The sequence below is a fragment of the Alphaproteobacteria bacterium 33-17 genome (genome assembly GCA_001897445.1).
Lineage (GTDB): Bacteria > Pseudomonadota > Alphaproteobacteria > Rickettsiales > 33-17 > 33-17.
Genome location: MKSX01000004.1, coordinates 1 through 26,370 on the forward strand (window position 1 = coordinate 1; position 26,370 = coordinate 26,370).

Sequence of the window (26,370 nt, forward strand, 5' to 3'; positions counted from 1 at the left end):
TTTAGAATCAACGAAAATGATCGTAAGTAATAACGGTACTAAATTCGTAATTCTTGATAGAGTTGTTAGCCACAAAGAATCTAAGAAGAATCCTTCCAAAATGAAAACTATGTCACTAAATGATTTAAGTGCTAAACAAATACAAAAAGTGTAATACCAAATAATATAATATTATGAGTAATTTCAAATTAGCGGCTTATTTAATCGCATGTAAAAGTACAAATTCAAAAAGCCGCAAAGCTGTTGAAAAAGAAATTTATTTTATTTTAACTTCAATTGATAATAAAAAAAATTATCTACAACAAAATTTACATGACTTTAACAGCTTAGAAGATTTAGACAGCAAACTAAGTAAAGCTCTAAAAACCGGATCTAACAAGAAGCTAAACTTAATAGATTTAAAAGATTCTATATTATTTGCATCAATATTTATTATTTACAGCAATAGTATAGGAAAAAATTGTTTAAAATATATTACTGAGCATTTTAATCAATATAGTTCATTATGTGTTAGTCTATGCCGACTGGAGCAAATGGACTTACTTGATATAAAAGTATTGTTTAAAGTTAAACATAAAATCCTTGATAACATTGATCAGCAATTTCTCTCAATCTTTAAAGATGTATCTGGGTTCGCTGAATACATAGATGCTCAAACTTTCTTAAAATTAATTGCAGTTCGTAATATATGTTTTCAGAATTCATCTTTAGAATCATATAAAATTGTTTATGGAAAAGTAAAACAATATTTTCCTGATAATGATCGTATTAATGACTATATTGAGCATTTATTTTGCAATGTATTTGATCTGGATACATTGCCATTTGCTTTAAACGACATTTCTTTAAAAGAAGTTTTAAGTGAAATTTATTTAGACAGCTACCCTAATAATCTTAATATAAACTATCCTTATACGATGATGTTCAAAACGATTAGTTATCTAAAAAAAAACAAAACGTTTACTAAACAAGATATTTCATCTTTATATGAAGGTATATTAGATCAATTAGATACTAATAATGAAGATGACCAAATCAGGTATATTCTAACAATTTTTGACCAGTATCATACTTATAAAATTTTAAATACCTTTGATTTCAATAATATAGATAACTCTTTACAAAGAATATACAAATTATATTCATTTGCAGAAACGCATGTAGAACAGGATTTAAAAGATCACCCCAAAGAACTATCTTTATTTGGTAAAAATCTGATAAGCTTTTTTGAGTCAATGTTAAATTTTGCTGATCATCATTCAACTAAAGAAATTAGTATAGAAATACTACACAAAATTATTACACCTAAATTTGTATCTATGTTCAAAAAATATGATATTTTTTATGATAATAAGCATCAAGGCTCAACTGTGCATAATTTCCTCCATTTAATTTCTATAGAAAACTATGCCTTACTAAATCTATTGCAACTAGATAAATTCCTAGATAATTATACTGCGCAAAAACACGAAAGTTTTAAAAATTGCTATAACATTATACTAAGTTTATATTTTAAGTATAATCTGGTTCAGCCAAAATTAGAGCTACGCATTAAATATTACGAAGATCTGATTAATTATATTGAAAAGCAGACATTTTCAATAAACTTTTGTGAGTACGTCAATCCAATATTTAATGATGTGATAAATAATTATAGCGCCATAAAACCTGAAGATATAAATGGTAATATTAATTTTAACAAAATGCTAAACTTAGCTATTAAAAATTTAGTACTGGATCAGACTAATTATTTTACCCATCACAATAAACATGTAATTATAGCTATTGCACACAAACACAATATTACATTACCTGAAAATATAAAATTCGGTATATTTAATGATTTCCATTATTTTCTGAGAGGATATATTTCTCATGCCTATATAGAATTTACCGAAACAATTTCCCGATCCATTTTATTAAATAAGTCACACTGCTTTGGTGATGATATAACTTTTATAAACCTAGAAATATATGACGCTTTAAACATCATATATGGTGAATTTATTAAAAATAATCGGCAGTTTGAGCTAAATCATAATATTAAAAATACATGTCTTGAATTATGTCAAATGGATACACTTACTATGAAACTACCTATAGCAAAAAAATCCGTAAAAAAGCTAGTTTCATATAATTTAACATATGAAAGCAGACCCGTGGAGTTTTATAAATTTATATTAGAAGCTTACGAGATTTATAAAAATAGCAAAATATTTTTTGCTGGCGTAGATGTTACCCTGCCATTAGACCTAAAAGAAACTAATAAAGATGCCGATCTTATGTTTAAACAGATTAAATCTAAATATGACAGGGTTTCTATTACTTTAAATGCACTTGAAAGCAAACCTAAGCTCCAGCGCTCTAACACGCAGCAATTGGTTAATACTTTACCTACTATGGAAAGAAGAAATTCCGTTACAAACCTATGGAGAGAAAAATTAGGTCAAACCATAAAACTCAATGAGCCAATTAAATATGGTAACAAACCTATTAAAATTGATAATTTTGAAAATGAAAATTTTGAACAACATAGTTTAAAAGACCTTGTTATTATACCAGTTCATAGGTCAAAGGGTGAAAGTAAGTATTTTGTAGCAATTGATCCAAGGCTTAAACTACCACAATGTTTTTATGATACTTTAAATCATGTTAAAGAAAATGGTTTCTGTAAAAAGCATGAAGACGGAATTTTAAAATCTGGTAAATTCATGAGATTTAGACCGAAAGGCGGTGCTAATATGAAAGAACGCCTAACAGTAAGCCATGTATTTAAGACATCTAAAAACCAAAAGTTATTTGTTTTTGGGGTAGATAGAAACCATTATCAGGGGTTATAAAAAGGGGGATAATTATCCCCTTTTTTATATTTAGTGAATTTTTGAAATGATTTTATTTTCAGCCCTTTTATCAATTTCTGATCTAACATCAAAAGTAAAGTTACTTATATATTCCCTTACTTCTTTTCTAACAGTTTCTACTTCTAAACTTATGTCACTAAAGTGATCTTTTGTTGAATACTTTGATTTGTATAAATTTTTTATTCTTTCCTGAACTTCATCAATTTTGATAGTTAATTTACTCCATTTTCCTTCTTTATTGTATACATTAGAAGATAAGAATCCGGAAATATAATAAGCTCCATTTAAAGTTTTTTGACTAATTTTTAAGCTATCACGATAAATTTTTAAGCTTAATCTATCTATCGCATTTAATGGACTTTTACTGCTAAATACAGATTTAATGCTGGAAGATACGCCAGATACAATTGATTTTGTAGTTTTAATTGCAACCATTGCAGTTGCAACAATTATTGGCAGGTTTGTTGTTAAGCTGCTTGCGCTACTTTCAATTTTACCAAATGGCTTATTTAATCTGCTGTCTTCCTTAAATAAAAGATTCTGTGGGCTATTATTATAAGGACAAATTTGATTTTTAAAATAATTGCCCCCAAAAAACTCAGCATTTATAAGATTAATAATATCACCATGACCAGAGGTTTCAGCTTTTTCCATTAAAATATCATGAAACTGATTTAAAGGATTAGCTTCAAGTTTTTTATAGTAATTGATAGTATGCTCTACATTTGGGAGATTCTGATTTTCAATATCACTTAATATATTCCTTAATACACTATAACTATCCTGATTTTGAGTAGCTTTAATTTCTGATGTATCAATAGTTAATCTTTCTAGGTAAATATTCAGTATATCCTTCAAATCCCTTCTATATAATTCTCTCTTTTCACTATTAACTTTTTTAAGTATAGGTATAAGATCTTTATAATCATCAAGATTACCTATAACTCTGGGGTTTTCAGGAACAAGAAATAAGTAGTTCTCTACAAGCTTAATTATAGAAGGATTCTTTGATCTAAGTGCGGCGTCTAGAATTATTTGTTTGTCTTCTAATAATGATTTAAATGCTTGACCTACATCAGGTGTTATCATTTCGTCTGAACTGCTTTCTTCAAATCTAAAATATGAAAGGGTTTGTTCTAAACTTTTTTCATCCGAATAACGAATATCTTTAAGCAAACTTTCTATTAAGATTTCAGGAAATATACGCTGCATTTCTCTTAAGGCTTTGATATTTAATGAAGGATTGTCTAAATCATGTAGCAGTATTTCCCTAAGTAATTTGAGTTCCAAGTTATAATCTTCTATAGCTTTTTGAGTGTTATCTATATTATCATTGTCCTTATTCTCTATTTTATCTTCGATAACTTCATCAGCAAAAAACATACTTACCTCAATTTTATTAAATTATAAACTGTATACTTAGCATAAAAAATAATAACACGGTACAGATATTTGCAACTATTGATTCATTATACCAAAGTTAAAATAAGTCTTTGGGTAATATTCATTAATTAAAGTAATATGCTAAAATTCAAGATCATAAGGTTTATATCTATTGAATAGCATTATTTTTCATAGAGGATTTCTATTATATTTCTGCAGTTTATTCATATTATTATAATTAATCGAAATAGATAATATAATAAAAAGAAGAAAATAATTTGAAGGTTTTAAAGTGGATATTTTGATTTTTATGGAAAATGATTTGCAAGAAAAGTGATAATAAAAAAATAAAAAAGAGGTTGCTTTATAGACTTGGCGACGACCTACTCTCCCATGCCTTAAGACATAGTACCATCGGCGCTGTGCGTTTTCACTTCCGAGTTCGGAATGGGATCGGGTGGTTCCCACACGCTATAGCCACCAAGCCAATAAAACAACCTCTTTTGCTATCGAGATGTTTCATAAAGTGATAACGAGTCATGACTAACAATGTAATTAGCGCTGCTCACAGCATATACTCGCAAATTAAGTCAATCGGGCTATTAGTACCAGTAAGCTAAACATGTTACCATGCTTACACACCTGGCCTATCAACGTGATGGTCTTTCACGGCCCTAATGGAGAAGTCTAGTCTTGAGGTGGGTTTCACGCTTAGATGCTTTCAGCGTTTATCCCTTCCGTACGTTAGCTACCCAGCCGTGCCGCTGGCGCGACAACTGGACCACTAGAGGTACGTCCACCTCGGTCCTTTCGTACTAAAGGCAGATCCTCTCAAACTTCTTACACCCACGGTAGATAGGAACCGAACTGTCTCGCGACGTTCTAAACCCAGCTCACGTACCACTTTAATCGGCGAACAGCCGAACCCTTGGGACCTTCTTCAGCCCCAGGATGTGATGAGCCGACATCGAGGTGCCAAACGATTCCGTCGATATGGACTCTTGGGAATCATCAGCCTGTTATCCCCGGCGTACCTTTTATCCGTTGAGCGATGGCCCTTCCACATGGAAACCACCGGATCACTATGACCTACTTTCGTACCTGTTCGACTTGTCAGTCTCACAGTCAGGCAGGCTTATGCCATTACACTCTACAAGCTGATTTCCGACCAGCTTGAGCCTACCATCGCGCGCCTCCGTTACTCTTTGGGAGGCGACCGCCCCAGTCAAACTACCCGCCATACACGGTCCCTGTACCAGATTCATGGTACTAGGTTAGACATCAAAAACTTAAAGGGTGGTATTTCAAGGTTGGCTCCACGAGAGCTAGCGCCCTCGCTTCATAGCCTCCCACCTATCCTACACATCAAGTTTCTAATGCCAATGTAAAGCTGTAGTAAAGGTGCACGGGGTCTTTCCGTCTAGCCGCGGGAACTCCGCATCTTCACGGAGAATTCAATTTCGCTGAGTCGATACTGGAGACAGTGGGGATGTCGTTACGCCATTCGTGCGGGTCGGAACTTACCCGACAAGGAATTTCGCTACCTTAGGACCGTCATAGTTACGGCCGCCGTTCACTGGGGCTTCAATTCAGTGCTTGCACACCTCCTCTTAACCTTCCAGCACTGGGCAGGCGTCAGACCATATACCTCCTCTTTGGAGTTTGCATAGCCCTGTGTTTTTATTAAACAGTCGCAACCCCCTGCTTTGTGCCACCCTCCTATGGTTGCCCATAAGAAGGTCACCCTTCTCCCTAAGTTACAGGTGCAATTTGCCTAGTTCCTTCAGCATCGTTCTCTCAAGCGCCTTGGTATACTCTACCTGTCCACCTGTGTCGGTTTCGGGTACGGTTTATACGTGGGAGCTATTTCCTGGGACAATTTCACTGCAAGACAGAATCCAATTACCGCTCACAATTTACATCATCCGTCACTACCCACAAGTTCAGGAATATTAACCTGATTCCCATCGACTACGCCTTTCGGCCTCGCCTTAGGGGCCGACTAACCCTGCGCAGATTAGCTTTACGCAGGAACCCTTGGACTTTCGGCGAAGATGATTTTCACATCTTTTATCGCTACTCATGTCAGCATTCTCACTTCCGATATCTCCAGCAAACCTCACGGTTCACCTTCTACGACCTACGGAACGCTCCGCTACCGCGCCTATCATATGATAAGCACCCGCGTCTTCGGTGCATGGCTTTAGCCCCGTTACATTTTAGGCGCAAAAAGACTTATTTAGACTAGTGAGCTGTTACGCTTTCTTTAAAGGATGGCTGCTTCTAAGCCAACCTCCTAGTTGTTTTGGTCTTCTCACATCCTTTCACACTTAGCCATGACTTGGGGACCTTAGACGGCGGTCTGGGCTGTTTCCCTCTCGACTACGGATCTTAGCACCCGTAGTCTGTCTGTTATGCTGTACTCATCGTTATTCGGAGTTTAGTTGGGTTTGGTAAGACTTTGGATCCCCCTAGCCCATCCAGTGCTCTACCCTCGATGGTAATACTATAACGCTCTACCTAAATAGATTTCGCGGAGAACCAGCTATTTCCGAGTTTGATTGGCCTTTCACCCCTAGCCACAGTTCATCCCATAATTTTTCAACATTAATGGGTTCGGTCCTCCAGCGTATGTTACTACGCCTTCAACCTGACCATGGCTAGATCACTCGGTTTCGGGTCTAATACAACGAACTATACGCCCTATTCAGACTCGCTTTCGCTACGCCTACACCTATCGGCTTAAGCTCGCTCGTTATACTAACTCGCTGACCCATTATACAAGAGGTACGCCGTCACAAGCTTATGATGACGAATCATCATACCTCGCTCCGACTGCTTGTAAGCATTCGATTTCAGTAACTATTTCACTCCCCTCTCGGGGTACTTTTCACCTTTCCCTCACGGTACTAGTTCACTATCGGTCTCTAGAGAGTACTTAGGCTTGGAGGGTGGTCCCCCCATCTTCAAACAGGATTTCACGTGTCCCGCCTTACTCAAGGACTTATAAGCTTTTTACTTATACCGGGCTATCACCGTCTCTGGCCAACCTTTCCAGGTTGTTCTAATTATTACCTATAAGCCACTGGCCTGGTCCGCGTTCGCTCGTCACTACTAGCGGAGTCTCAATTGATGTCCTTTCCTCCGGGTACTTAGATATTTCAGTTCCCCGGGTTTGCCTCACTTAGCTATGTATTCACTAAGCAATACTGCTAATGCAGTGGGTTCCCCCATTCAGAAATCTTCGGATCAAAGGGTATTGGCACCTCCCCGAAGCTTATCGCAGCCTATCACGTCTTTCATCGCCTTCTAGAGCCTAGGCATCCATCGAATGCTCTTTTTATACTTAATTTCTTGAGTAGAATATGCTGTGTGCAGAACTAACTACACTTAACTTATTTATCTCTCTTATCTCTCAGCGTTTCCGCTTCTTTATAAAAAGACTCGTTATCACTTTATTCACATTTTAGACAGCGTCGAGATTTATTTATTCATCTCGTTTATTTCGTCACGTTGTTTTTCATCACCGGACATGAAGGGATTTATACACATTACTCCCCACCCTGTCAACAGCTAATTTGCATTTTTTTGCATTTTTTTTGAAAAAAATTGATTTAATAAACCCGAAAAAAAATTTTAACTATTGCTAAATCTCCCTTTTTAACTTTTTTTGACTATCGTTTTCGATGAAATCCCTATAATTTCTGTACGCACTATAATAATCACCCTCAACAGCACACCTTAATTTTAATATTTTATTCACAATATCAGATGGTAAGCCTTGAAACATGTTTTTTACAGCATCACTAGTCAAATCTACGTTTTCATACATTTTTTTGACTAAAATTTCTTGTTTATATAATGAAATAAATTCAAAAAGACCTTCCATGGATGATAATTTTTCTTCATTTTGGATAAAAATTGGCAAAATCAGTCCATTTTTTATAATATCATTTTCAAAATTACGGGAAAAAAACAATAAAGCAGCGTGAATTACCTCAGAATGCCCATCATTTAGCTTATAACATCCATATACTTTATTATATATAGTACTAATTTGTTGAAATACTCTGGTTTTGTCTTCATTACTTAAGTACGGTGCGCACTCTTTATATAATATAAGAGGAAGTCTTAAAATTTTTTCATTACTAATACCATATACTAAAGATAGGTATCGAAGTATTTCCACATATAAATTAGCAATATTTGTATTATGAATATAAGTATATCTATGAATAGTCTCTATATCTAACGAGGTGATGGCTATTTTACCTAATAATTCTGCATCTTCTTTAGGTAATATATTATATAGAACCTTATTAATTTCAGATATTGAATATAAGTTCTTGTTATTAACGCTATTTGCATTAGCCGATTTTATCAGTTTAATAGAATTTTCTTTAAATACACTATGTAATTTATGAGAAGGATTTTTAAGTACATATATATATGTATTATAACCACCTAAATTATATATATTCTCAACTAACCCCATGAAAGCGGATTGTTTGAATTCGTTTGCACCATTTTCATTTACAAACGACATACTTAACATATTATTTTCAATGGCTTTTTCTTTAGCTTCAAACGTTTGATCAATAATTTCAGGGAATAATTTTATAATTCCCATAGGCTTATCCATTAATAAACTTGCAAACCAAGCCATATATCTTATTTCTTCAGCAGATTTATGTAAAGCTGGAACTTCAAATGATAATTCGAGGTTTCTATTTTTGATCAGATTCCTTTCATGCAAATACTGCAATACTTCTATATTATCTGTAATAATCAAAGCAGCTAATTTATTGAATCTAATATTTGTGATATTTTCAATTTTGAAATACATTGACATTGCATTGATTATATTGTCTTCAGCATCACTGCCACTAGTTACACATGCCCATTCAGAATCAAGACTAAACTCAATGCCTTGATTCATTAAAAATTTAAATATCTTTGCAGATTTGCATATTAATGAAAGATCTAAATATTCCTCTAATATTTCATTACTCAAATAATCTACAAATAACTTAAATGATTTTATATCATCATTATATATTATATAATATAAGAGATGCATGTCCTGGTTAACTACAGGCACATGGCAAAATTTTGTGATTAGATCGTAGGTAACGCATCCATTTTTGTAAAGTTCATGTATTAATGAATATTTATAGGTATCTGCTTGTTCATCATAATATTTAGCACATGCCAAGTATTTAAGCGCCGGATTATCAGACAAAATTTCAAACACCCATAGTTTACCTTGTTCTGCCGCATATTGAATAAGGATACTATGCTTTACAATAATATCTGGATAAACATGTAATATATAATCAACATATATTATATTATCCTGATCAATTATCTGTTTTAAAAAATCATATTGAAACTGTTTATTATTTTGAAGGTCATCATCAATACAATTTAGCACGTCAAAAATACTTATCGATTCATCTTTTACAGCTTCATGATATTTAATTATGAAAGAAGATTGTCCATATTGAGTAGAACCCCTGAACCATTCTTCAAGCTTTAGATAATTAACTAATTGATTATCGTGATTTTCTATATCTGGCAAAACTATAATACTATTTATAGTCCTTATTAATACTGGAGAACCAATAATTAAGTGTTCAATATTATTAAAAAATTCAATATCCTGATTTTTAATGACCGCATATAATAATGTATCTTTCAGATCCTCACTTTCTTCTACATCATTAACTAAATATGAACAGTTTCTATCTAAAAGCTTACTTATGAAATTTATAATATGCCGATATTTATTATTGTCATTTTGCATATAAAAAGCAGCTTGCAAATATAACTCAGTTAAAAAGGGTAAATCAAAAGCTTCAGGAGTATGAGTTAATATCTGGTAATGCTTTTTTGATTCTAAAAGTTGATTAACAAATGATATATTTCCCGTTGATATAGTATTTAACGATATCATATCCATACATTGCTGATTGTTCAGTATTTTATATGCATATTTTATGTATATTTGGTTAAGGTAATATTTATCTTTATCTTCAATAATAGCTTTTAGTAAAATGATTAACTTCTCGTCATCTAGATACTGCTGCGCAATTTTTATAAAGACTTCAAATTCAAATCCCCCTAAAGAATAAATACATTGCTTTGCTGAATTAGCATCTAAATTATAATTTATCTGATTTAATAAAATGCCATTTTTATATTTAATTAGTTTTGGCAATAGGTCATTTAAGCAAATATAATGTAATCCACCTAGTTGATTAATACGCCATATCAATGTTTTTTCTGCATAAATTGATAAATCAGCTTTTTCAAGACAATAAGCTACCAATCTCAATACATTCTTATCATTCAATTCATGAAGCAATAAATTAACCAGATTTGATTTTTCTATAATATCGTTTTTTAAAAGATGAAAATTTCTTTCAAATTCTTTATTTAGCGATGCTGAATCTAGGCAATTCTCGAGATTATGCATTTTTTGCATTGCGTCGGTCTTCTGTTTTTTTCTTTTTTGCTCAATATATTCTTCAGAATACTCTAGCTGACTTAACTTTTGACCTTCAGCAAGATCATTTTCTACCACTTCATCTGACATTCCAAATAAGTTGCGTTTAACTGTGGATAATTTACTTTGCAAACCTTCAGTTCTTTTTCTTTTTTTAGGATTATCTTTTTTTGGAGCATTTAAAATATTACTAGGCTTTAGAGGACTATCTAATAATTCAGAATCTTCATATGACTGACTTTCTTTCAAAGGTGAATTCATATTACTTTTTTTAGGAGTATTAGGCCTTACCTTCTTAGGGCTACCTAAGGGTGTATTATCTTGGCTTTTCAACCCTTTTTCATCATCAGCTCTATCATAAAGTGATTTATCTTGCATAACATCAAATTCCAATTACAATTTATTAATTTTAAGTTAGTAACTCTTACTACCATTAATTTAATAAACTAGCAAGCGATATTATGACATAAATACAACTTAATTTACGTTATTTATCAATTGAAAATTTTCTGCAAAGTAGATTAATTATTTGAAAATTATAAAAAAAAGACCTTAGATAACTCTAAGGTCTTTTTTAAAACTTTGTATTAAACTAAAATATTAGTTTAAAGCTGCTTTTGACTTATTTACAAGTTCAGCAAAAGCTTCTGGAGAATGAATAGCAACTTCAGCAAGCATTTTACGGTTAACTTCAATATTAGCAAGGATTAAACCTCTGATAAACTGAGAATAAACCATACCGTGTTCTCTTGTAGCGGCATTGATCCTTTGAATCCAGAGTTTTCTGAAATCGCGTTTTTTGTTTCTTCTATCGCGGTAAGCGTATTGTAAGCCTTTTTCAACTTTTTCAATAGCTACTCTAAAGCAATTCTTTGCACGACCACGATAACCTTTAGCAAGTTTATAAATCTTTTTATGTCTTGCGCGTGTTGTAACGCCTGATGATACTCTAGCCATGTATTACACTCCTTTCTTACGATAAGGGAGGAACTGGATTACGATTCTCGCATCACAATCTTTAAGGATTGTTGTTCCGCGTTGATTACGAATTTGTTTATTGGTTCTTTTAACCATTCCGTGGCGTTTACCCGCCTGTGTTGCAACGATTTTACCAGTTGCAGACACTTTAAAGCGTTTCTTAGCGCCGCTTTTTGTCTTCATTTTTGGCATTTCTATCTCCGAAAAAATAACTAAATACTAAATATTAAGGCATGCCTTTTCGCCTTTTCTACCGAATTTGCATTTATAAACAAAATATTTACACTTGTCAATCTCTCAAAAATCATCAACAATATATTAATATATTAATTATTTGGCATATTTATGAATAAGAAAGCGTTTACACTAGTAGAAATTTCAATGGCATTATTGGTAATAGCCATATTGATGGGCGGAGTTTTTTTAGGTACATCTTTAAGAAAACAAGCTGGAATTGATCAACTGATGTCTATGGTAGGAAAAATTTCTAATGCAGTTGTTACTTTTGAGGAAACTTATAAACAACTACCTGGTGATATGTATAATCCAGCAACTTTTTTTGTGACAAACGCAATTAACGGCAACCCTGCAACAACAGCAGGTAATGGTGACGGCACAGTATCTGGCAACGAAGGCATATATGCTTTTCAGCATTTAGCTTTTGCGGGTTTACTTGAAGGCAACTATAATGGCACCTGGATATATAATAGAATGTATAAAGGATCTGTTGCAAATAGCGGTTTTTATTTTACCAATGCCTATACCGACCCAATAGTTCTGAGATTTGCACGTATGAATTTTGCTGATCCAGACTCAACCGTCATTTCAGGTTCAAACCTCACTTATTCAGTACTTTCTGTACTAGATATGATGAAACTTGACCAAAAATATGATGACGGCAACCCAGCAACTGGCTTTATAAGGTCATTTGATGGCAGTGATGCTGCAGCTAATGCATGCATAAACGTCTCTTCAGCTTACAATGTTTCAGCAGGAGCTCAGCAAAATTCCGAAGCATTAGTTTGTTATTTTGATATAAGAATTAAAAAGAATATGTTCACAACAAATTAACATAAAAATTTATTTTTTAATATATTTGATTAAGTTATTGACAATTATACAAAAATGTTAAATTATAAATATTTGTAAATCACTAGTAAGCAAAAACAATGAATCGTACTGAGCTAGAAAATTTATTAGAAAAAGCAGAAGAAGCCGAGAATATTTATAAACTCGCGCGTAAAAAGCTTATTCTATCTGGTGCAATGGTTGCTATGAGTATGGCAGGTATCACTGTTGCCGTTGGTATTGAAGAACTTGGCTTCTTTATTGTACCATCAATATTTACATCTATTTCAGCAGCAATAATGAGTGCAACGTCAGGCAAAAAATTCTCTGAAGTAGAAAACATGGGCTTTAAAATTAAAGGCGGAAAACTTACACTTTCTGAAAACTATAGAATAAAGCTCGATTCTTATTACCCTTCAATTCAACAAATCGAATCTTTAGAACAGCCTCTTAGGAAGGCTTAAAACCTACTTTTGCTTAAAGTTTAGTTCAATTTTATTATCAAAAACTAATTCTCTAAACCCAAATACATTATATAGAATACCGCTTTTATTTTGATTAATCGTTACATTTGCCTCATCAATGCAACCTTGGCTTTTTCCAAATTCAGGCGCATAATAGCCTTTTTCTATAGGAACAGCAAAATATCCTCCTATAAAATTACCAAATAATCCTAGTAATAAATTTTTGAAATTATTATTTTTAAATAACCCACCTACACAAAAATTTATAATGCCAAAAGTTATACCTGCAACTAGAACTCTTATAGCAAACTGCTTTATATTATGCTCAAAATATTGTTTCCTTGAAAGTGAGCCTATGATAAATCTACCAATGTCTTTAATTGGAGCAAAGACACCTGGTTTTATAATTTCATGATTATTACGCACAAAATCCCTATCTTGTTGCTCTAAATCTTTAATATTTTTACCAATATCAATTTGCTCTTGGATTTGCCTTTCTGCCAAAATATCAGCATCTATTGTTATGAAATTTTCTGATATTTGAAAATCACTTAATTTTATAAAATGTGGCTTAGATTTTAAGATTGTAAGCAAATTTTTTAAATATGCTAATTCATTTGCAAAAGCCATAATCCTTATATATTGAGCTTTTTCTTGCTCAGCATTATTAATATCTTGTAGTACAATAGCGTTACCTGGAATCAAATCTAAAGTTTTAATATGCTTACTTATTTTGTCATCTATTTCTGAGATAAATTGCTGCACATTGCCAACGTTGTTTTTCACATAATTCTGAAATTCAGGTAAATCTTCTAAAATTTTCAGGTCTATAAACTCTTTTTGCTTCTGTGAAAATTCCTCGTATTCTTGTAAAAACGCATTTTCAGAATCCGTATATGCATCCTTTCCCAAAATAACTTTTACTTTTTTTACTAAAATTGCTTGGTATTTATGAATTATTAATTCAAGAAACCGGTTTTCAATATGTTGGAATTTCATCAAATTTTTAGAAATACCTATAAACTCTTGTTGATTATTTAATTCTTTTTTAACTATAAGCTTTTTTAACTTTAAGCTTAGACGGGTTCTTAAGTTGTGTATACCATCCTGCGAATTTAGAAAATTTTCAGTATCAGTAGTACGTTTTTTAAAAACAAGCAAGTTGACCATATTATACCTCATATCTCTTCAAATAAAAATACTATAAAGATTCGTACTTACCAGGCAATAAAAATTATATAGTATTTTAGGTTAGATTAGATATAGGAATAACGAGCGAAACCTAGTAAACCTCAGCGTACAAGGAAATGACGCATATATAATCAACATAAATTACTATATTTATAACTTACACTTAAAATCAGCGATGTTGAAAAATCTATGCTCAATTTGGTTTAGGTTTTTATCGATAGAAAATAACCAGCCTAAGAATATCTTTTCAATATCCTTATTTTCCGAATGCTCCCAAATGCCAACTAACATTTTATGGTTAGATAATTTTTGCGTAGGCTTAATGCAGTTAAAAACTATTATCTCCAAGTTCTTATACCTATTTCTTGACATAATTTTATAGTCAACGGCAGTAAGCTTTGTGGATACCTTATCAAGTATTTTAATTTCAGCGCTTGTGCCTTTATTTTTAGGCTCTTCTAATACTTCACTAGCAATTTCAGTATTTACGCCTGTAATTTGCTCATCTTTAAGTAACTTTTCAAGGTCATCGTCTTCTGCAATAGAACTATTCAAAGCACCTAAAATTAAAGTACTAATTAGCAGGATTTGTTTCATGTTCTTTCTTATCATTTTTCTTATCTTTATCATCTTTTGAGAACATCATTTTGCCGATCAAATTTTCAAGATTTACAGAAGATTGTGTATATAAAATCTCCCCACCCTCTTTGAGCATTTCATCATCACCACCTGGCTGAAGAGAAACAAACTTTTGACCAAGTAAGCTTTCACTTAAGATTTGAGCGCTTGTATCTGATGGCAATTTTACATCATTATTAACTGCAATAGCAAGGATTGCTCTGTAGCTTTTATTATCAAGTACTCTATCAACTACCTGACCGATTTTAATACCGCTAATTTTTACTTCGCTACCAACAGTGATACCATCAACTCTATCGAATTTTGCTTTGACTACATATGTATCAGAAGAAGTTGTTTTTTCTGCTTTGGTATAAGAATAAAATAGGAAAAATGCTGCAAAGCATAAGATTGCGAAACCAAGAATGGTTTCAAAGTAAGATCTGTTCATTATTTAACCTCATTAGGATTCCAGGCTTCGTAGTCACCTGTTGCTTTATCGCGCTTACCGCCATTATAAATATGACCATTAGGTCTATAAGCGTAGTCTGTACCTGTTAAATTCGGGACGTGGTCAATCTGCCAAGTATACGAAACATTTGATGCAGGAATTTCATCGGTTGTATAATGTAACCACGAATGCCACATTGGCGGAACTCTTGAAGGTTCAGGCGTACCATTATACCATACTGATCTGCGGTTTTTACCATTAGTTTTATGACATTTTGATTCGTAATATTTATTACCTAAATGATCAGTTCCAACTTCTTTATAGAATAATTTGTGGAATAATTTTGTCTCAAAGCTCATAATAACTCGATAAAAATAGAATTTACAGTCACTTATATCATACAATATTGATTAGTACAGGCAAGAATTTAATTTTAAGTAGTAGCTGCATTTAAAATTTTTTGTTTATATTTCATAGCCTTAGGGCTGATTACTATAACACCGTTTAATTCATCATAAGGCTTGGAAAAATCTATTTCTTTACCGTCTATTCCTAAAAATTCAAACCCCTGTGACTTTAAAATTGCATAGCCTGCTGCAATATCCCAGGAACTAATGGGAAACTTGCGAATATTTACATCGCCTATTCCTGCTGCCATACGACCATATTTTATAGCAGCTTTCACATTATAAATTTGAGTGATCCCTATACTATTGAAAAACTCAGTAAATTCTTTATCATTACCTCTGCTTACTACAGCAGTAAGTTCTCTGTCATTTTCTACCGCTATATTTGATTCAAAGTTATTTCCATCAAATGCGTACATTTCATTTATCATCGGCGCATATATAATGCCTTTGCCAGGGATATTATTTTCGACTATTGCTATAGATATACAAAACTCAGGCTTTTTTCTTATAAATTGCTTTGTTCCATCAAGTGGGTCTAGTAAAAAAAAATTACTACCAAACTGAACGCTTTTAGTTTCTTCTGAAACTATAGGCATATTAAATTGCTCTAATTCTTTATGCAAAAAGTCATTCACTGCTATATCAGCGTTTGTTACAGGCGAATTATCTTGCTTTGTCTCAATGCTAACTTTATCATAATTTTCAAAGTAATAACGGAGTATTTCACCTGCTTCTATTACTATATTTTGTAATCTATCAAATTCGGAATTCATATGTTAAACGCTTTAATTGGTCTGATCTTAGGAGTTTTTGCCGCTACATTCTCATCTAGTTTGTTCTTTAGGCTTCCTAGGAATATCGATCTTTATGGCTTTCTTGATAACAAATTAAAACCATTTTGCTCAAAATGCAATCATCCCCTTAAATTTTTTGAATATTATAGCTTTTTATCATGGTTTTCATGTAGAGGCAGGTGTAATTATTGTGGCGATAAAATTGACTTTACATTTTTTATTTTAGAATTTTTTATAATCTTATCCTCAGTATTAAGCTCCTATTTTTATGGTATAAGTGATAAATATATAATAAATGTGTTTATAACCATTATTTTAAGCTCTATAAGTCTTACGTCTTTATGCAATCACAAAATACCTGGAAGTCTTTATTTGAGCTTAGTATTTTTAAGTATTCTTAAAAGCAGCTATTTTGATGCCGAATTAATGGACGTATCTATGAACCTTGCTATAGCTGGCTTTTTAATCATGCTTTTTACAAAATTTACAGAAAAATCAAGGCCTTATATTGATTCAATATTAGTTATAGGAATAAGTTTTGTTTATTTAAGCGGAGACTTTGTATTATATTTCAAATATTTAGTATCTAGTATTTGTATTTTCATTACATTTAGGGTGTTTAGGTCACTTCAGGTTATCAAAAATATATCTAAAAGCACAGTAGCTTTGTTTGCTGCCAGCTTAAGTTTTTTATTTATGCTTTTCCTGTAATTTCACTTCTGGCTGATTTATCAAGCTCAATAATCTTATCTTTGATTGATTTTCTGCTGATATCATGACCAGTTTTTTGGAAATCTCTATAGATTTTATCTATAACGTCATCGTCACCAGGCGTTTCTATATCTGCTTTATTGACATCTTCTATATATACTTTTATCTTAGCTTCATCATAACCAATAATATCGGCAGCCCATTCAGCAAGCATTTTATTTCTTAGCGATTGTACTTTAAAATCAATAGTCGAGTCATGAACTAATTTTTGTTCTTGGATATTTGCTTCTTTGTTTATATTATTGGCCATAATTCTACCAATCTTGAATTTTATGTTATAATACTGATATAATACTATTATAAACGTTAATTTTTTAATTAAAAGCAAATATATGACAAATAAGAAGAAAATTATAATTGACATGCCTAATAAACACATTTACCAGGGCAAAGATTTAAACAGCCATGTAATGCACTTCACAGATGAAGTTACTGATTTATATAGAAATCATCAAACAACAGTACTTGGTAAGGGCGTGGTAAATAATAAGATTAATGCGCTTATTATGTCTAAAATTGCCAATATCGGTATTCATACACATTACATTAAAGCATTAAATATGCGCGAGCAAGCGGTTAGGATATCTGACCCTGTAAATATCACCGTTAGATTTACTAACGTTACAACAGAAGAACTAGCAACAAAATTTAACCTGGTTCAGGGAATGGTTCTTAAAAGCCCAGTAATGGAGCTATTTGTAGGCAATTCTATTGCTGAAAACCTGTCAACAGATGAGCAAATTGTATATTTTGGTGTGGTTGACCCTTTTGAAATGGAAGAAATCAAGCATATTTCAAGCAGAATCAATGACTTCTTACAAGGATTTTTCTCATCATATAATATTCGCTTAGTATCAGTTGACCTTAAATTTGCTAAGGTTTTTGAAGAAGATTATATTAGGCTAGTTTTAGCTGATGAAATTACGCCAGATACTACAAGGCTTCTTGATTTAACTACTAATGAAGTTTTAGACTCTTCATTTAGTCTGCAAACAGGAATGGATACCAACTACCTAGAAGTTGCTAAAAGAATGGGTCTGGTACTTAGAAACAAACCAACTAAAAGAAAGCTTAAGTTGGTTGAGTAAATTGTTAAATCAACCATGCTCTCGTAACTGTAGAAGTTCAGAATTTCGGTGACGAAAAATGGTTGGCAATAGACGTGACTAATTATAAAAAAATAAAAAATGGCTGACCACCCCCGGGAAGTCATTTTTCTTCCATATAAATGGGGTTTATTATTGCACATATAAATCACTCCCCTCGCCTTATTTTATAAGGCTCGCCCCCTGGTCGTAATTTATATGGACTTTAATTACATTCAATTAGATTACCACGCAAGTAGCTTTGCATTCCTCGTAATGACCGTAACCGATATTATGAACCTATACAACAATGATATAGTAAATTAGGTTGAATTTGACACAGGAATAACGAACGAAGTGTAGATAAAGCTACATGAGTGAGGAAATGACGCATATCAAATTGAACCTAAAAAACTATATGCCTAATGCACTGTTATGATGAAGAGCATTTAACATTACAAACTATATATCCCCAACGACTTATTCATAATAAACAAAAAAAGGCTTGAGAGTGTCCCAAGCCTTTTAATAAGGGGTAATTACTTTGATAAAGGAAGATTTATGCAACCATCGCTTTAACGCGAGCTGCAAGTCTTTCAATCTTTCTTGAAGCAGTTTTAAACTTTAATACGTTTTTCTTAGCAGCACGCATGATTTCTGATTGTGCAGCAGAAAGAGCTATACGAGCAGCAGGGTTATCCCCAGAAACGATTGCAGCTTCTACTTTTTTAATGAAAGTTTTCATTCTGCTAATTCTTGATTTGTTAATAGCAGCCTTTTTGATCGACTGTCTGTGAGCTTTTTCAGCTGATTTGTGATTTGCCATAATCGGATCATCCCATAGTTATACTTTAATTCATACAGTTAAATACACCCTAATTCCCTAAGAGTCAAGTCTATTTTTTCAAATACTTGCGTAAATCCTGAAGTTTATATATGCGTAGCATAGACGACAAACCCAGGTATATAGCTATAAGAATCAGTAACTTAATTGGCAAATCTATCTGTTTTAAACTTATAAACTCATGAGTGCTTAAATAATAAGATAAAATAGCCGTAATTAAGCTTATAAATATGATTTTAGGAAGTTTTTGTAAGTTAACTAATGTAGCTCTATATAAATTTTTCTTATTCGCTACCGCTAGCAATATTATTATGTTTACCCATGATGATATAACCGTAGCTACAGATACCGACCAAAAATGCGAATAATATTTTAGAAAAGCAATATTTATCAGCAAGTTAAACAGCATCGCAATGAGCGCAGCAATAAATGGCGTTTTAGTATCATGCACTGAAAAGAACCGTGGCGTAAGGATTTTATTAATAATGTAAGCAGGTAATGCAAATATCATGATTCCTAGCAATAGACCCGTTCTGTAAGCATCATGATCAGAAAATGCACCATACTCAAACATAAATGATATAAAATCTTTGTTAAGGAAAGTCACAACCGCTAGAATCGGCAAGGTCATAAACATAGTAACTTCAATAGTTTGAGATATTAGATTGTTGATTTTATCATCCTTACCTGCTTCCATTTTAGAGAAAACCGGAAGTAATACTACTGAAACAGAAGCACCAATAAGCGCCAATGGAAACTGCAGCACCCTGTCAGCATAGTATAAGTGCGACACCAAACCATCATAAAATGTTGCTAGTGCTGTACTTACCCATAAATTTATTTGCGTAACAGATGAGCTAAGAACGCCAGGAAAAAAGGTTTTCATAAAAATCTTCATATCCTGAGTATATTTGGGACGGGCAAATTTGATTTTTATTTTAAGCTTTTTTACCTGATACCACACCAACACTACTTGCATAGCGCCAGATATAACTATTAGCACAGATAAAATTTTAGCAATATCAAACTTTGAGCTAATAGGCATGCCCAGCGCAATCATCATCATGATATTCAAAATTAGCGGAGAGATTGCAACTGCCGAAAATGAATTAAATACTCCTAATATTCCGCCAAATAGCGCAGATATGCACATAAAGAATAAATATGGAAAGTTAATGCGTGCAAGTATTATAGCTTTATCCAGCAGTTCTTTATCATCTGTAAAGCCTGGCGCAAGTAGGTATATAATTTGCGGCATAAAGATCTCTGCAACGATAACAAGTATTAGCGATATAACGCACAGCATTGTTAAAGTTTGCGATGCATATATATTTGCGCCTTTGACATCATCTTTAGCTATATGCTTAGAATAAACAGGTACAAATGAAGCTGTAAATGCACCTTCGGCTAAGAAACTGCGAAACACATTGGCAAATCTAAATGCCAAGTGAAAGGCGTTTGCAACCTCACCCGCACCTAAAACCACCGCCATCATTATCTCACGCACATAACCAAACACCCTTGATAAAAGCGTAAGTAAACTTACTATAACTGATTTTCTAAATACCATTTGTGTCTCTATTTTATATAAGTAGCCCTGAGTTTATGGATAATTATATACACTACAAACCATATAATCTAGCACTAGTTTATAGCCTGATCACTCACTTAAAAATATATTAAATATAATTTTTCTATTTACATATAAATAAAACTACGTTAGTTAATTATAAGTTAATATAGTTAAAAATTATAATATGGAGTTTTTAAAATGAGAAGATCTAGTTATAGAAATGGTGCTTTTGAAGGTCGCAGAGGACGTAATAATAATGTTAATAATAACAGCAATAATGATAACAATAACAATAAATCAGAAAATACACCAGCTAGCCCAAGCGTATTTAGCAAAAATAACCCTACTGCGCATTATGCTGATTTAGAACCTAAAAAATTATATTTTAATGCACCTGAACAAGAAAATGATGAAACAGTATCAAATTCTTCAACAAATAGTTCATCAGAAGGAAGCGAAATTAAATCTGGCGATTTCACAGGTCTTATGGATTCCGTCAATAACACTAACAGCACAAATCAAAAAGCTTTAACTAACGTAGAAGTATTAGAGTATATTGTTAAAATTCAAGAACTTGAAAACGAAATTAGTAATACAAAAACACAAATAACATCTTTAGAATCAGAAAAAGAAAATCTTGAAAAAACTTTAACTGATGAAGTTGCTAAACTTCAGTCAGAAAAGGCAGAACTTGAAAAAATTTCAATTTCTGAAATGAGCAAACTTCATCTTGAAAAAGAAGATTTAGAAAAAAGATTGGAGAACCTTAAAAATTCACCGAAAGATACATCAAGATTACATCAACATGATATTGACTATATTAAGAGCCAACATTCTGCTGAAGTATCTAAACTAAATCAACAAATTGATGATAGAGATAAGAAAATTTCTGCACAGGCAGATGAAATATCTTCTCTTAAAAACAAAATTCAAGAAGTAACTCAAGAGTTACATAAAACAACAAGAGATTATGATGTAATAATAGCTGTTTTAAATCAAACAAATCAAGGATTAAGTGCTGAAATCACAAGATTAAATAACGAACTTTCTGCTTTAAGAAATCAACTTGCTGGTAAAAATACTGCAATCACTAATCTAACTCAGCAAAATACTCAAAAAGACACAAGAATCACACAGCTTAATGCACAAGTTGCAAACCTAACAGCTGCACAGGCGAATAGCGATAAAGCTAACACAGATAGCATTAACAACTTAACTGCAGCTAATACTTTGTTACGTGATACATTAAAGCCTAAGTTTGCTGCTGAAATTCGTAGTGAAAAATTTAGAACATTTGGTAACTATCTATGGACAGCAGGAAGCATTGCATTAGGTATGTTTGCAAGCTCAATCCCACAAATCAATGCATTAGACAAAGGCTTAAGAATTGCAGCTAGCATAGGAATTTCATTGTTCTCTGAAACAGTACGTCATTACATGATTGGTTCTAAAGAAGCAAAGAATACATTTAAGCCACGCACAGCATTTGGCGCAAGACATGTTGCATCATTCAGCAATGCAGTTTTAAATGACTTCAGAAGCCATGCAGATTGCATTAAAACCAAAGCTTCAAATGTAGGCGTTAAAATATAATTAACTCATATATTCCGGGAGATAAATCCCACCTCCCGGAATTTTATCAATTTACAGACAGTGTGCTTTATTAATTTAAACTGCAACAGCCTGATTAGATTTAATAATTTCAGTTACTTTAGCCCTGTAGTGTGATCTGCCGTTTTTAGTTGTTTCAATAATATCGCACTTAACACTTGAAACATCCCCTTTAACACCCCTAAGATTTTTCTTAGCCCACTGATACTCAATCCAGTAAATCGGAAGAAATGTATTTAATATGTTTTTTGCCATAGCCTTCCAACCTGACTGATGGACATATTCGGTAGAATCTTTTGCTATTGCGTATCTAATATAACAAGTTCCTAAGGCAAGTAGCGTAGATAAAACTTTTATAATTCCCTTTCCTATTTTGAAGCATTCCTTAAAAGTCATACCGTCAGATATAGATAATAAGTAACCAATATTAAAACCAAGATAATTGAAAGATATTAACCCAATCGTAGCACCGCTAAATACAAAAAATCCTTTTATAAAAAATTCAAGCCCAAAAACACCTAAAAAACTTTCGGTGTTTGATGATTTATTATTATAAAAATCTATCATATAATCTTTCTTTGAAGGATAAGATTTAGGACTTTTTTTCTTTCGGGGAAAAAGGGTATGAGACGTGATAATTGGAATGTCAGGTTTTGCAATATCTTGATTAATTTTTAATACAACATTGGTTAAATTTAGATTATTTGAGTAACCTAAAATTTGCTCTTGCAATTCTCTTGGTAAAATTGATGTATTACGACTACTAAAAATCGGATGATATTTAGAATCATTTATAATTTTTTTAATTAATGAAAGAGAAATAATTTTATCTGGGTTTTGATTTTTTATTAATCGGATAGTTTCTTCATATTTGTTTAAAAAGTTTGAGATTTCGGCATCTGCATCTAAAGCTACTTCCTTATCTAAACCAAAATGACTGTTGCGATATTTGATTAAATAGCTGGTACAATCAATGTTATACTGATTTTTATACTTTATATATAAATTCAACCATTGAATATCAGAATAATTATTTTCCAATATTACCTTTTGCTCAGGTGTAAATAACTCATAAATATATATAAGTTCATTAGAAAATTTAGCGTATATAAATCTCTGCATAGATTCTTCACTCAAAGAATTTATATAGCGTTTAGCGATATTAAATTGTACTCTAGTTAATACATAATAATATAGTTCAATGTTTTTAACCAATGGAGTATAATGTAATATTTTAAAATAATTATGTTCTAGAAAGCTCTTAAAATCACCATGATATAAGTTTTGAATAAATTGAGGCGTAAGGTTGGATTTTTGATCAAAAGATATAATTGATCTTTTAGTTAAATTTATTATTATCTGATCTTTACATTCTACATTAATACAATTATCATAATACCACTTAGCCAGATTTTGACATTCGGGTAAGCATAAAGATTTTAGAGTCTGATAGTTTATATCATAAGATTCAGATACTTCATCTAAAGTATTAAAACTATCTATCTCTAAAAGTCCTTTGGCGTAAAGTAATTTTATAACATCTAGGTATTTATCATTGGCGATTTTGCGGCAAATGGATTTTGGTAGTTTTTTTGAGTTAATCTCAGGTAAAGTAGCAAACCACTCGCTAATTTCAAGGCCTTGTGATGAATTTATTGCTGCTAGAAATGGTGAATTCTCAAAATTAGGATAATCTCTATTAATATCTAAAAGCTCCTTCCTTTTATTTTCTGGGTATTTTGCATATATTTCTTTTAAAGCCTGCAAGTTTCCATTTTTACATGCTTTCAAAAACTTTCTTCTAAGTAAATACAGTTTCATATTATGCTCTTCTATGGCTTTAAATAAACTTTTGGCTCTCTTATGCTGCATACCCTAGTCCTAAAGTTATTACAAAACTTTTTGGAGGAAGCTATAGCAATAGGCTTTGCAGCCTTTGGGTAAATAGGGTCTAGTTCAACATCGTTAAATGGTTTAGTGCCGCTAAATAAACGATTTAATTTACTTCCTATAAACTTAATATTTTTGATTTTGGCTGGTAGCTCAAAGTCAGACATAGCCCAGTTTCGCCCAAGTGCGTATGATACAGCATAATGCGCTGCTTTTCTAACGTATGATAATTTAGCGTGATTAACAAAGTTATATAATTTTAATGATTCAAAACAATAGTTAGGTAATTTAGATAGGTATGACGCAGCAAAAAAACTGATCGCAGTAAATGCAAGAGTTTTGGAAAATAGCGATAAGCTAAATTGCCACTTCACCGAAACATTAGCGTAAGATTTTTTGATGTCATCAATTTCTTGTAATGTATATTCTTTGGCTTTGTAATAACACCTAGATTTAAGAGTTATTTTTGTAAGTGATTTAGGTAGTATGCCAATCAAATTACCTATCCCTATACCATCATCAGTATATAATTTAATTTCTTTAATTGTATTATTATTTGATAAATTAGGAAAATTTATTTCGCTTTGATTATATGTGAAATTTAAATTTTTAAGTGTATTTGGTAAATCCTCAGAAATAATATTGAGGTTTTTACAATCAACTATGGTCAAACTAGTAATCTTTAGATCCTTTAAGTTTGGAATTGTTGTATCATATAAAAATAAATGTTGTAATTTATCTGAGAATTTTAATGCCAAATTATCTTCACGAGAGAATTTGATATGTGAATTATAGCATATCATGTCTTCATTTCGAAGATCAGGGGTTTCATTAAAATTACTGTAATAAAGCGAAGGAAAAGTTGTATAAAATAATTTACTTGAATGAAAAGGTCTATAATTTACCTGGTCAAATAAAATATTATAATATTCATAATTATAATTTTTTAAAATATGAACATTGAACCAGTCTATTCCGTTAATTTTAAAATAATCTAATCTATCATTAACAATTTGTAAATATTTTAAGCTTTTGGGGAATTTATTTGTTAAGTTTTCTGCAGTTAATGCAGAGTTTTTTAAAATAAGAGTTTTTAAGTTTGTAATTGATAAATCAGGTGAATTTGCTTGATTTGATTCAAGAACAAGTGTTTCTAAATGTTTAGGTAATTTATGCTGTATATCTATATCAGATAATGCTTCTGGAAATGAAATTGCTAAAAGTTTAATTTCAAAATCGGAAAAATCAGGGAATGACCCATCTATCATAGACAGTTTAAGAAACTCAATTTTTTTTGGTAATTTAGATAATATACTTTCATTTACTGAATCAATGATTCGTATTTTAACCATTTTCTCAATTACAGCTGATGATAAGTCAGGTAATGAAAATGAATTCAAACAAAGTTTAATTGAAGTTAGTTGATTTGGTAGCTTAATATCTACTACTCTACTCGAGTTGCCTCTAAATAAACTATTATCAAACATAATGAGTTTATGTATATTATAATTGCTAAAATCAAGCTCTTTTACCTTGTCATCAATTTTAATAGATAACCTATCTAAAGTTTTTGGTAGTTTTATATTAAAATTGCTTAAGGTATTCTCAATTGTCAGCACACTTAAATCAAGACTACTTAGATCTAATGGGTTATCTCCGCTAAATATCTTCAGTTTGCGTAGACTTTTTGGAAGTTTCTGGATATTGTTATCTAAAGCATAATTATTCCATACAGACAACTCTTCTATTTGGCTTTCTGACAGATTTAAAATTCTTCTATTATTTCTTTGGTTAATTAGGTACATTCTAGATAGTAGTGCAACGATTTATTAATAAGTTAGGGATTAATTTTTGAGGGTTGAGGAAGCCC

General features: G+C 31.9%; 20 protein-coding genes and 2 rRNA genes. 6 read left to right on the forward strand and 16 right to left on the reverse strand.

The window, feature by feature from the left end:
• Nucleotides 1-173: 173 nt before the first annotated feature.
• Complete coding sequence (locus BGO27_03605; GenBank protein ID OJV16317.1) at nucleotides 174-2,840, forward strand: hypothetical protein; 2,667 nt, start codon at nucleotides 174-176, stop codon at nucleotides 2,838-2,840.
• A gap of 30 nt (nucleotides 2,841-2,870) precedes the next feature.
• Here BGO27_03605 and BGO27_03610 read toward each other — a convergent pair whose 3' ends face one another.
• The 6 genes from BGO27_03610 to BGO27_03635 all read right to left on the reverse strand — a co-directional run bounded on the left by BGO27_03610 (nucleotide 2,871) and on the right by BGO27_03635 (nucleotide 11,922).
• A complete protein-coding gene (locus BGO27_03610; protein ID OJV16318.1) occupies nucleotides 2,871-4,244 on the reverse strand; it encodes a hypothetical protein in 1,374 nt (457 codons plus the stop codon).
• A 370-nt stretch (nucleotides 4,245-4,614) separates the two neighbouring features.
• Nucleotides 4,615-4,729, reverse strand: a 5S ribosomal RNA gene (gene rrf / locus BGO27_03615).
• Between the two features lie 95 nt (nucleotides 4,730-4,824).
• Nucleotides 4,825-7,600, reverse strand: a 23S ribosomal RNA gene (locus BGO27_03620).
• A 290-nt stretch (nucleotides 7,601-7,890) separates the two neighbouring features.
• Complete coding sequence (locus tag BGO27_03625) at nucleotides 7,891-11,130, reverse strand: hypothetical protein (GenBank protein ID OJV16319.1); 3,240 nt, start codon at nucleotides 11,128-11,130, stop codon at nucleotides 7,891-7,893.
• A gap of 222 nt (nucleotides 11,131-11,352) precedes the next feature.
• Nucleotides 11,353-11,709 carry a 50S ribosomal protein L20 gene (locus BGO27_03630; GenBank protein ID OJV16320.1) on the reverse strand — a complete coding sequence of 119 codons (357 nt, stop codon included), beginning with the start codon at nucleotides 11,707-11,709 and terminating at the stop codon, nucleotides 11,353-11,355.
• Between the two features lie 3 nt (nucleotides 11,710-11,712).
• On the reverse strand, nucleotides 11,713-11,922 hold the full coding sequence (locus BGO27_03635; protein OJV16321.1) for a 50S ribosomal protein L35: 210 nt from the start codon (nucleotides 11,920-11,922) through the stop codon (nucleotides 11,713-11,715).
• 153 nt (nucleotides 11,923-12,075) lie between these two features.
• Between BGO27_03635 and BGO27_03640 the strand changes: the two genes are divergently transcribed.
• Nucleotides 12,076-12,801, forward strand: coding sequence for a hypothetical protein (locus tag BGO27_03640; GenBank protein OJV16322.1), 726 nt, complete (start codon nucleotides 12,076-12,078; stop codon nucleotides 12,799-12,801).
• A 98-nt stretch (nucleotides 12,802-12,899) separates the two neighbouring features.
• Nucleotides 12,900-13,262, forward strand: coding sequence for a hypothetical protein (locus BGO27_03645; GenBank protein ID OJV16323.1), 363 nt, complete (start codon nucleotides 12,900-12,902; stop codon nucleotides 13,260-13,262).
• Nucleotides 13,263-13,265: 3 nt separating this feature from the next.
• On the opposite strand, the gene BGO27_03650 is transcribed toward BGO27_03645, so the two are convergent.
• The 5 genes from BGO27_03650 to BGO27_03670 form a co-directional block, all read right to left on the reverse strand.
• On the reverse strand, nucleotides 13,266-14,432 hold the full coding sequence (locus tag BGO27_03650) for a hypothetical protein (protein OJV16324.1): 1,167 nt from the start codon (nucleotides 14,430-14,432) through the stop codon (nucleotides 13,266-13,268).
• Nucleotides 14,433-14,603: 171 nt separating this feature from the next.
• Entirely contained in the window at nucleotides 14,604-15,050 is a 447-nt protein-coding gene (locus BGO27_03655) for a hypothetical protein (protein OJV16325.1), read from the reverse strand.
• Nucleotides 15,028-15,522 (reverse strand): outer membrane lipid asymmetry maintenance protein MlaD, encoded by a 495-nt coding sequence (locus tag BGO27_03660; protein ID OJV16326.1) that lies wholly within the window; start codon nucleotides 15,520-15,522, stop codon nucleotides 15,028-15,030. The genes BGO27_03655 and BGO27_03660 overlap by 23 nt, the downstream gene beginning before the upstream one ends.
• Entirely contained in the window at nucleotides 15,522-15,884 is a 363-nt protein-coding gene (locus tag BGO27_03665; GenBank protein OJV16335.1) for an NADH:ubiquinone oxidoreductase subunit NDUFA12, read from the reverse strand. The genes BGO27_03660 and BGO27_03665 overlap by 1 nt, the downstream gene beginning before the upstream one ends.
• Before the next feature lie 71 nt (nucleotides 15,885-15,955).
• The gene (locus BGO27_03670; GenBank protein ID OJV16327.1) at nucleotides 15,956-16,705 is read right to left on the reverse strand and encodes a hypothetical protein; all 750 of its coding nucleotides are present in this window, start codon (nucleotides 16,703-16,705) and stop codon (nucleotides 15,956-15,958) included.
• On the opposite strand from BGO27_03670, the gene BGO27_03675 reads away from it, so the two are divergent.
• Nucleotides 16,706-17,437, forward strand: a complete 732-nt coding sequence (locus BGO27_03675) for a hypothetical protein (GenBank protein ID OJV16328.1) — start codon at nucleotides 16,706-16,708, stop codon at nucleotides 17,435-17,437.
• On the opposite strand, the gene BGO27_03680 is transcribed toward BGO27_03675, so the two are convergent.
• The gene (locus tag BGO27_03680; GenBank protein OJV16336.1) at nucleotides 17,421-17,747 is read right to left on the reverse strand and encodes a hypothetical protein; all 327 of its coding nucleotides are present in this window, start codon (nucleotides 17,745-17,747) and stop codon (nucleotides 17,421-17,423) included. The genes BGO27_03675 and BGO27_03680 overlap by 17 nt on opposite strands.
• Before the next feature lie 82 nt (nucleotides 17,748-17,829).
• Between BGO27_03680 and BGO27_03685 the strand changes: the two genes are divergently transcribed.
• A complete protein-coding gene (locus BGO27_03685) occupies nucleotides 17,830-18,585 on the forward strand; it encodes a hypothetical protein (protein OJV16329.1) in 756 nt (251 codons plus the stop codon).
• A 556-nt stretch (nucleotides 18,586-19,141) separates the two neighbouring features.
• On the opposite strand, the gene BGO27_03690 is transcribed toward BGO27_03685, so the two are convergent.
• Complete coding sequence (locus BGO27_03690; protein OJV16330.1) at nucleotides 19,142-19,408, reverse strand: 30S ribosomal protein S20; 267 nt, start codon at nucleotides 19,406-19,408, stop codon at nucleotides 19,142-19,144.
• Between the two features lie 70 nt (nucleotides 19,409-19,478).
• Entirely contained in the window at nucleotides 19,479-20,996 is a 1,518-nt protein-coding gene (locus BGO27_03695; protein OJV16331.1) for a murein biosynthesis integral membrane protein MurJ, read from the reverse strand.
• Between the two features lie 201 nt (nucleotides 20,997-21,197).
• On the opposite strand from BGO27_03695, the gene BGO27_03700 reads away from it, so the two are divergent.
• Nucleotides 21,198-22,592 carry a hypothetical protein gene (locus BGO27_03700; GenBank protein OJV16332.1) on the forward strand — a complete coding sequence of 465 codons (1,395 nt, stop codon included), beginning with the start codon at nucleotides 21,198-21,200 and terminating at the stop codon, nucleotides 22,590-22,592.
• 75 nt (nucleotides 22,593-22,667) lie between these two features.
• On the opposite strand, the gene BGO27_03705 is transcribed toward BGO27_03700, so the two are convergent.
• Both BGO27_03705 and BGO27_03710 read right to left on the reverse strand, forming a co-directional pair.
• Complete coding sequence (locus BGO27_03705) at nucleotides 22,668-24,482, reverse strand: hypothetical protein (GenBank protein ID OJV16333.1); 1,815 nt, start codon at nucleotides 24,480-24,482, stop codon at nucleotides 22,668-22,670.
• Nucleotides 24,443-26,305 carry a hypothetical protein gene (locus BGO27_03710; GenBank protein ID OJV16334.1) on the reverse strand — a complete coding sequence of 621 codons (1,863 nt, stop codon included), beginning with the start codon at nucleotides 26,303-26,305 and terminating at the stop codon, nucleotides 24,443-24,445. The genes BGO27_03705 and BGO27_03710 overlap by 40 nt, the downstream gene beginning before the upstream one ends.
• Between the last annotated feature and the right edge of the window lie 65 nt (nucleotides 26,306-26,370).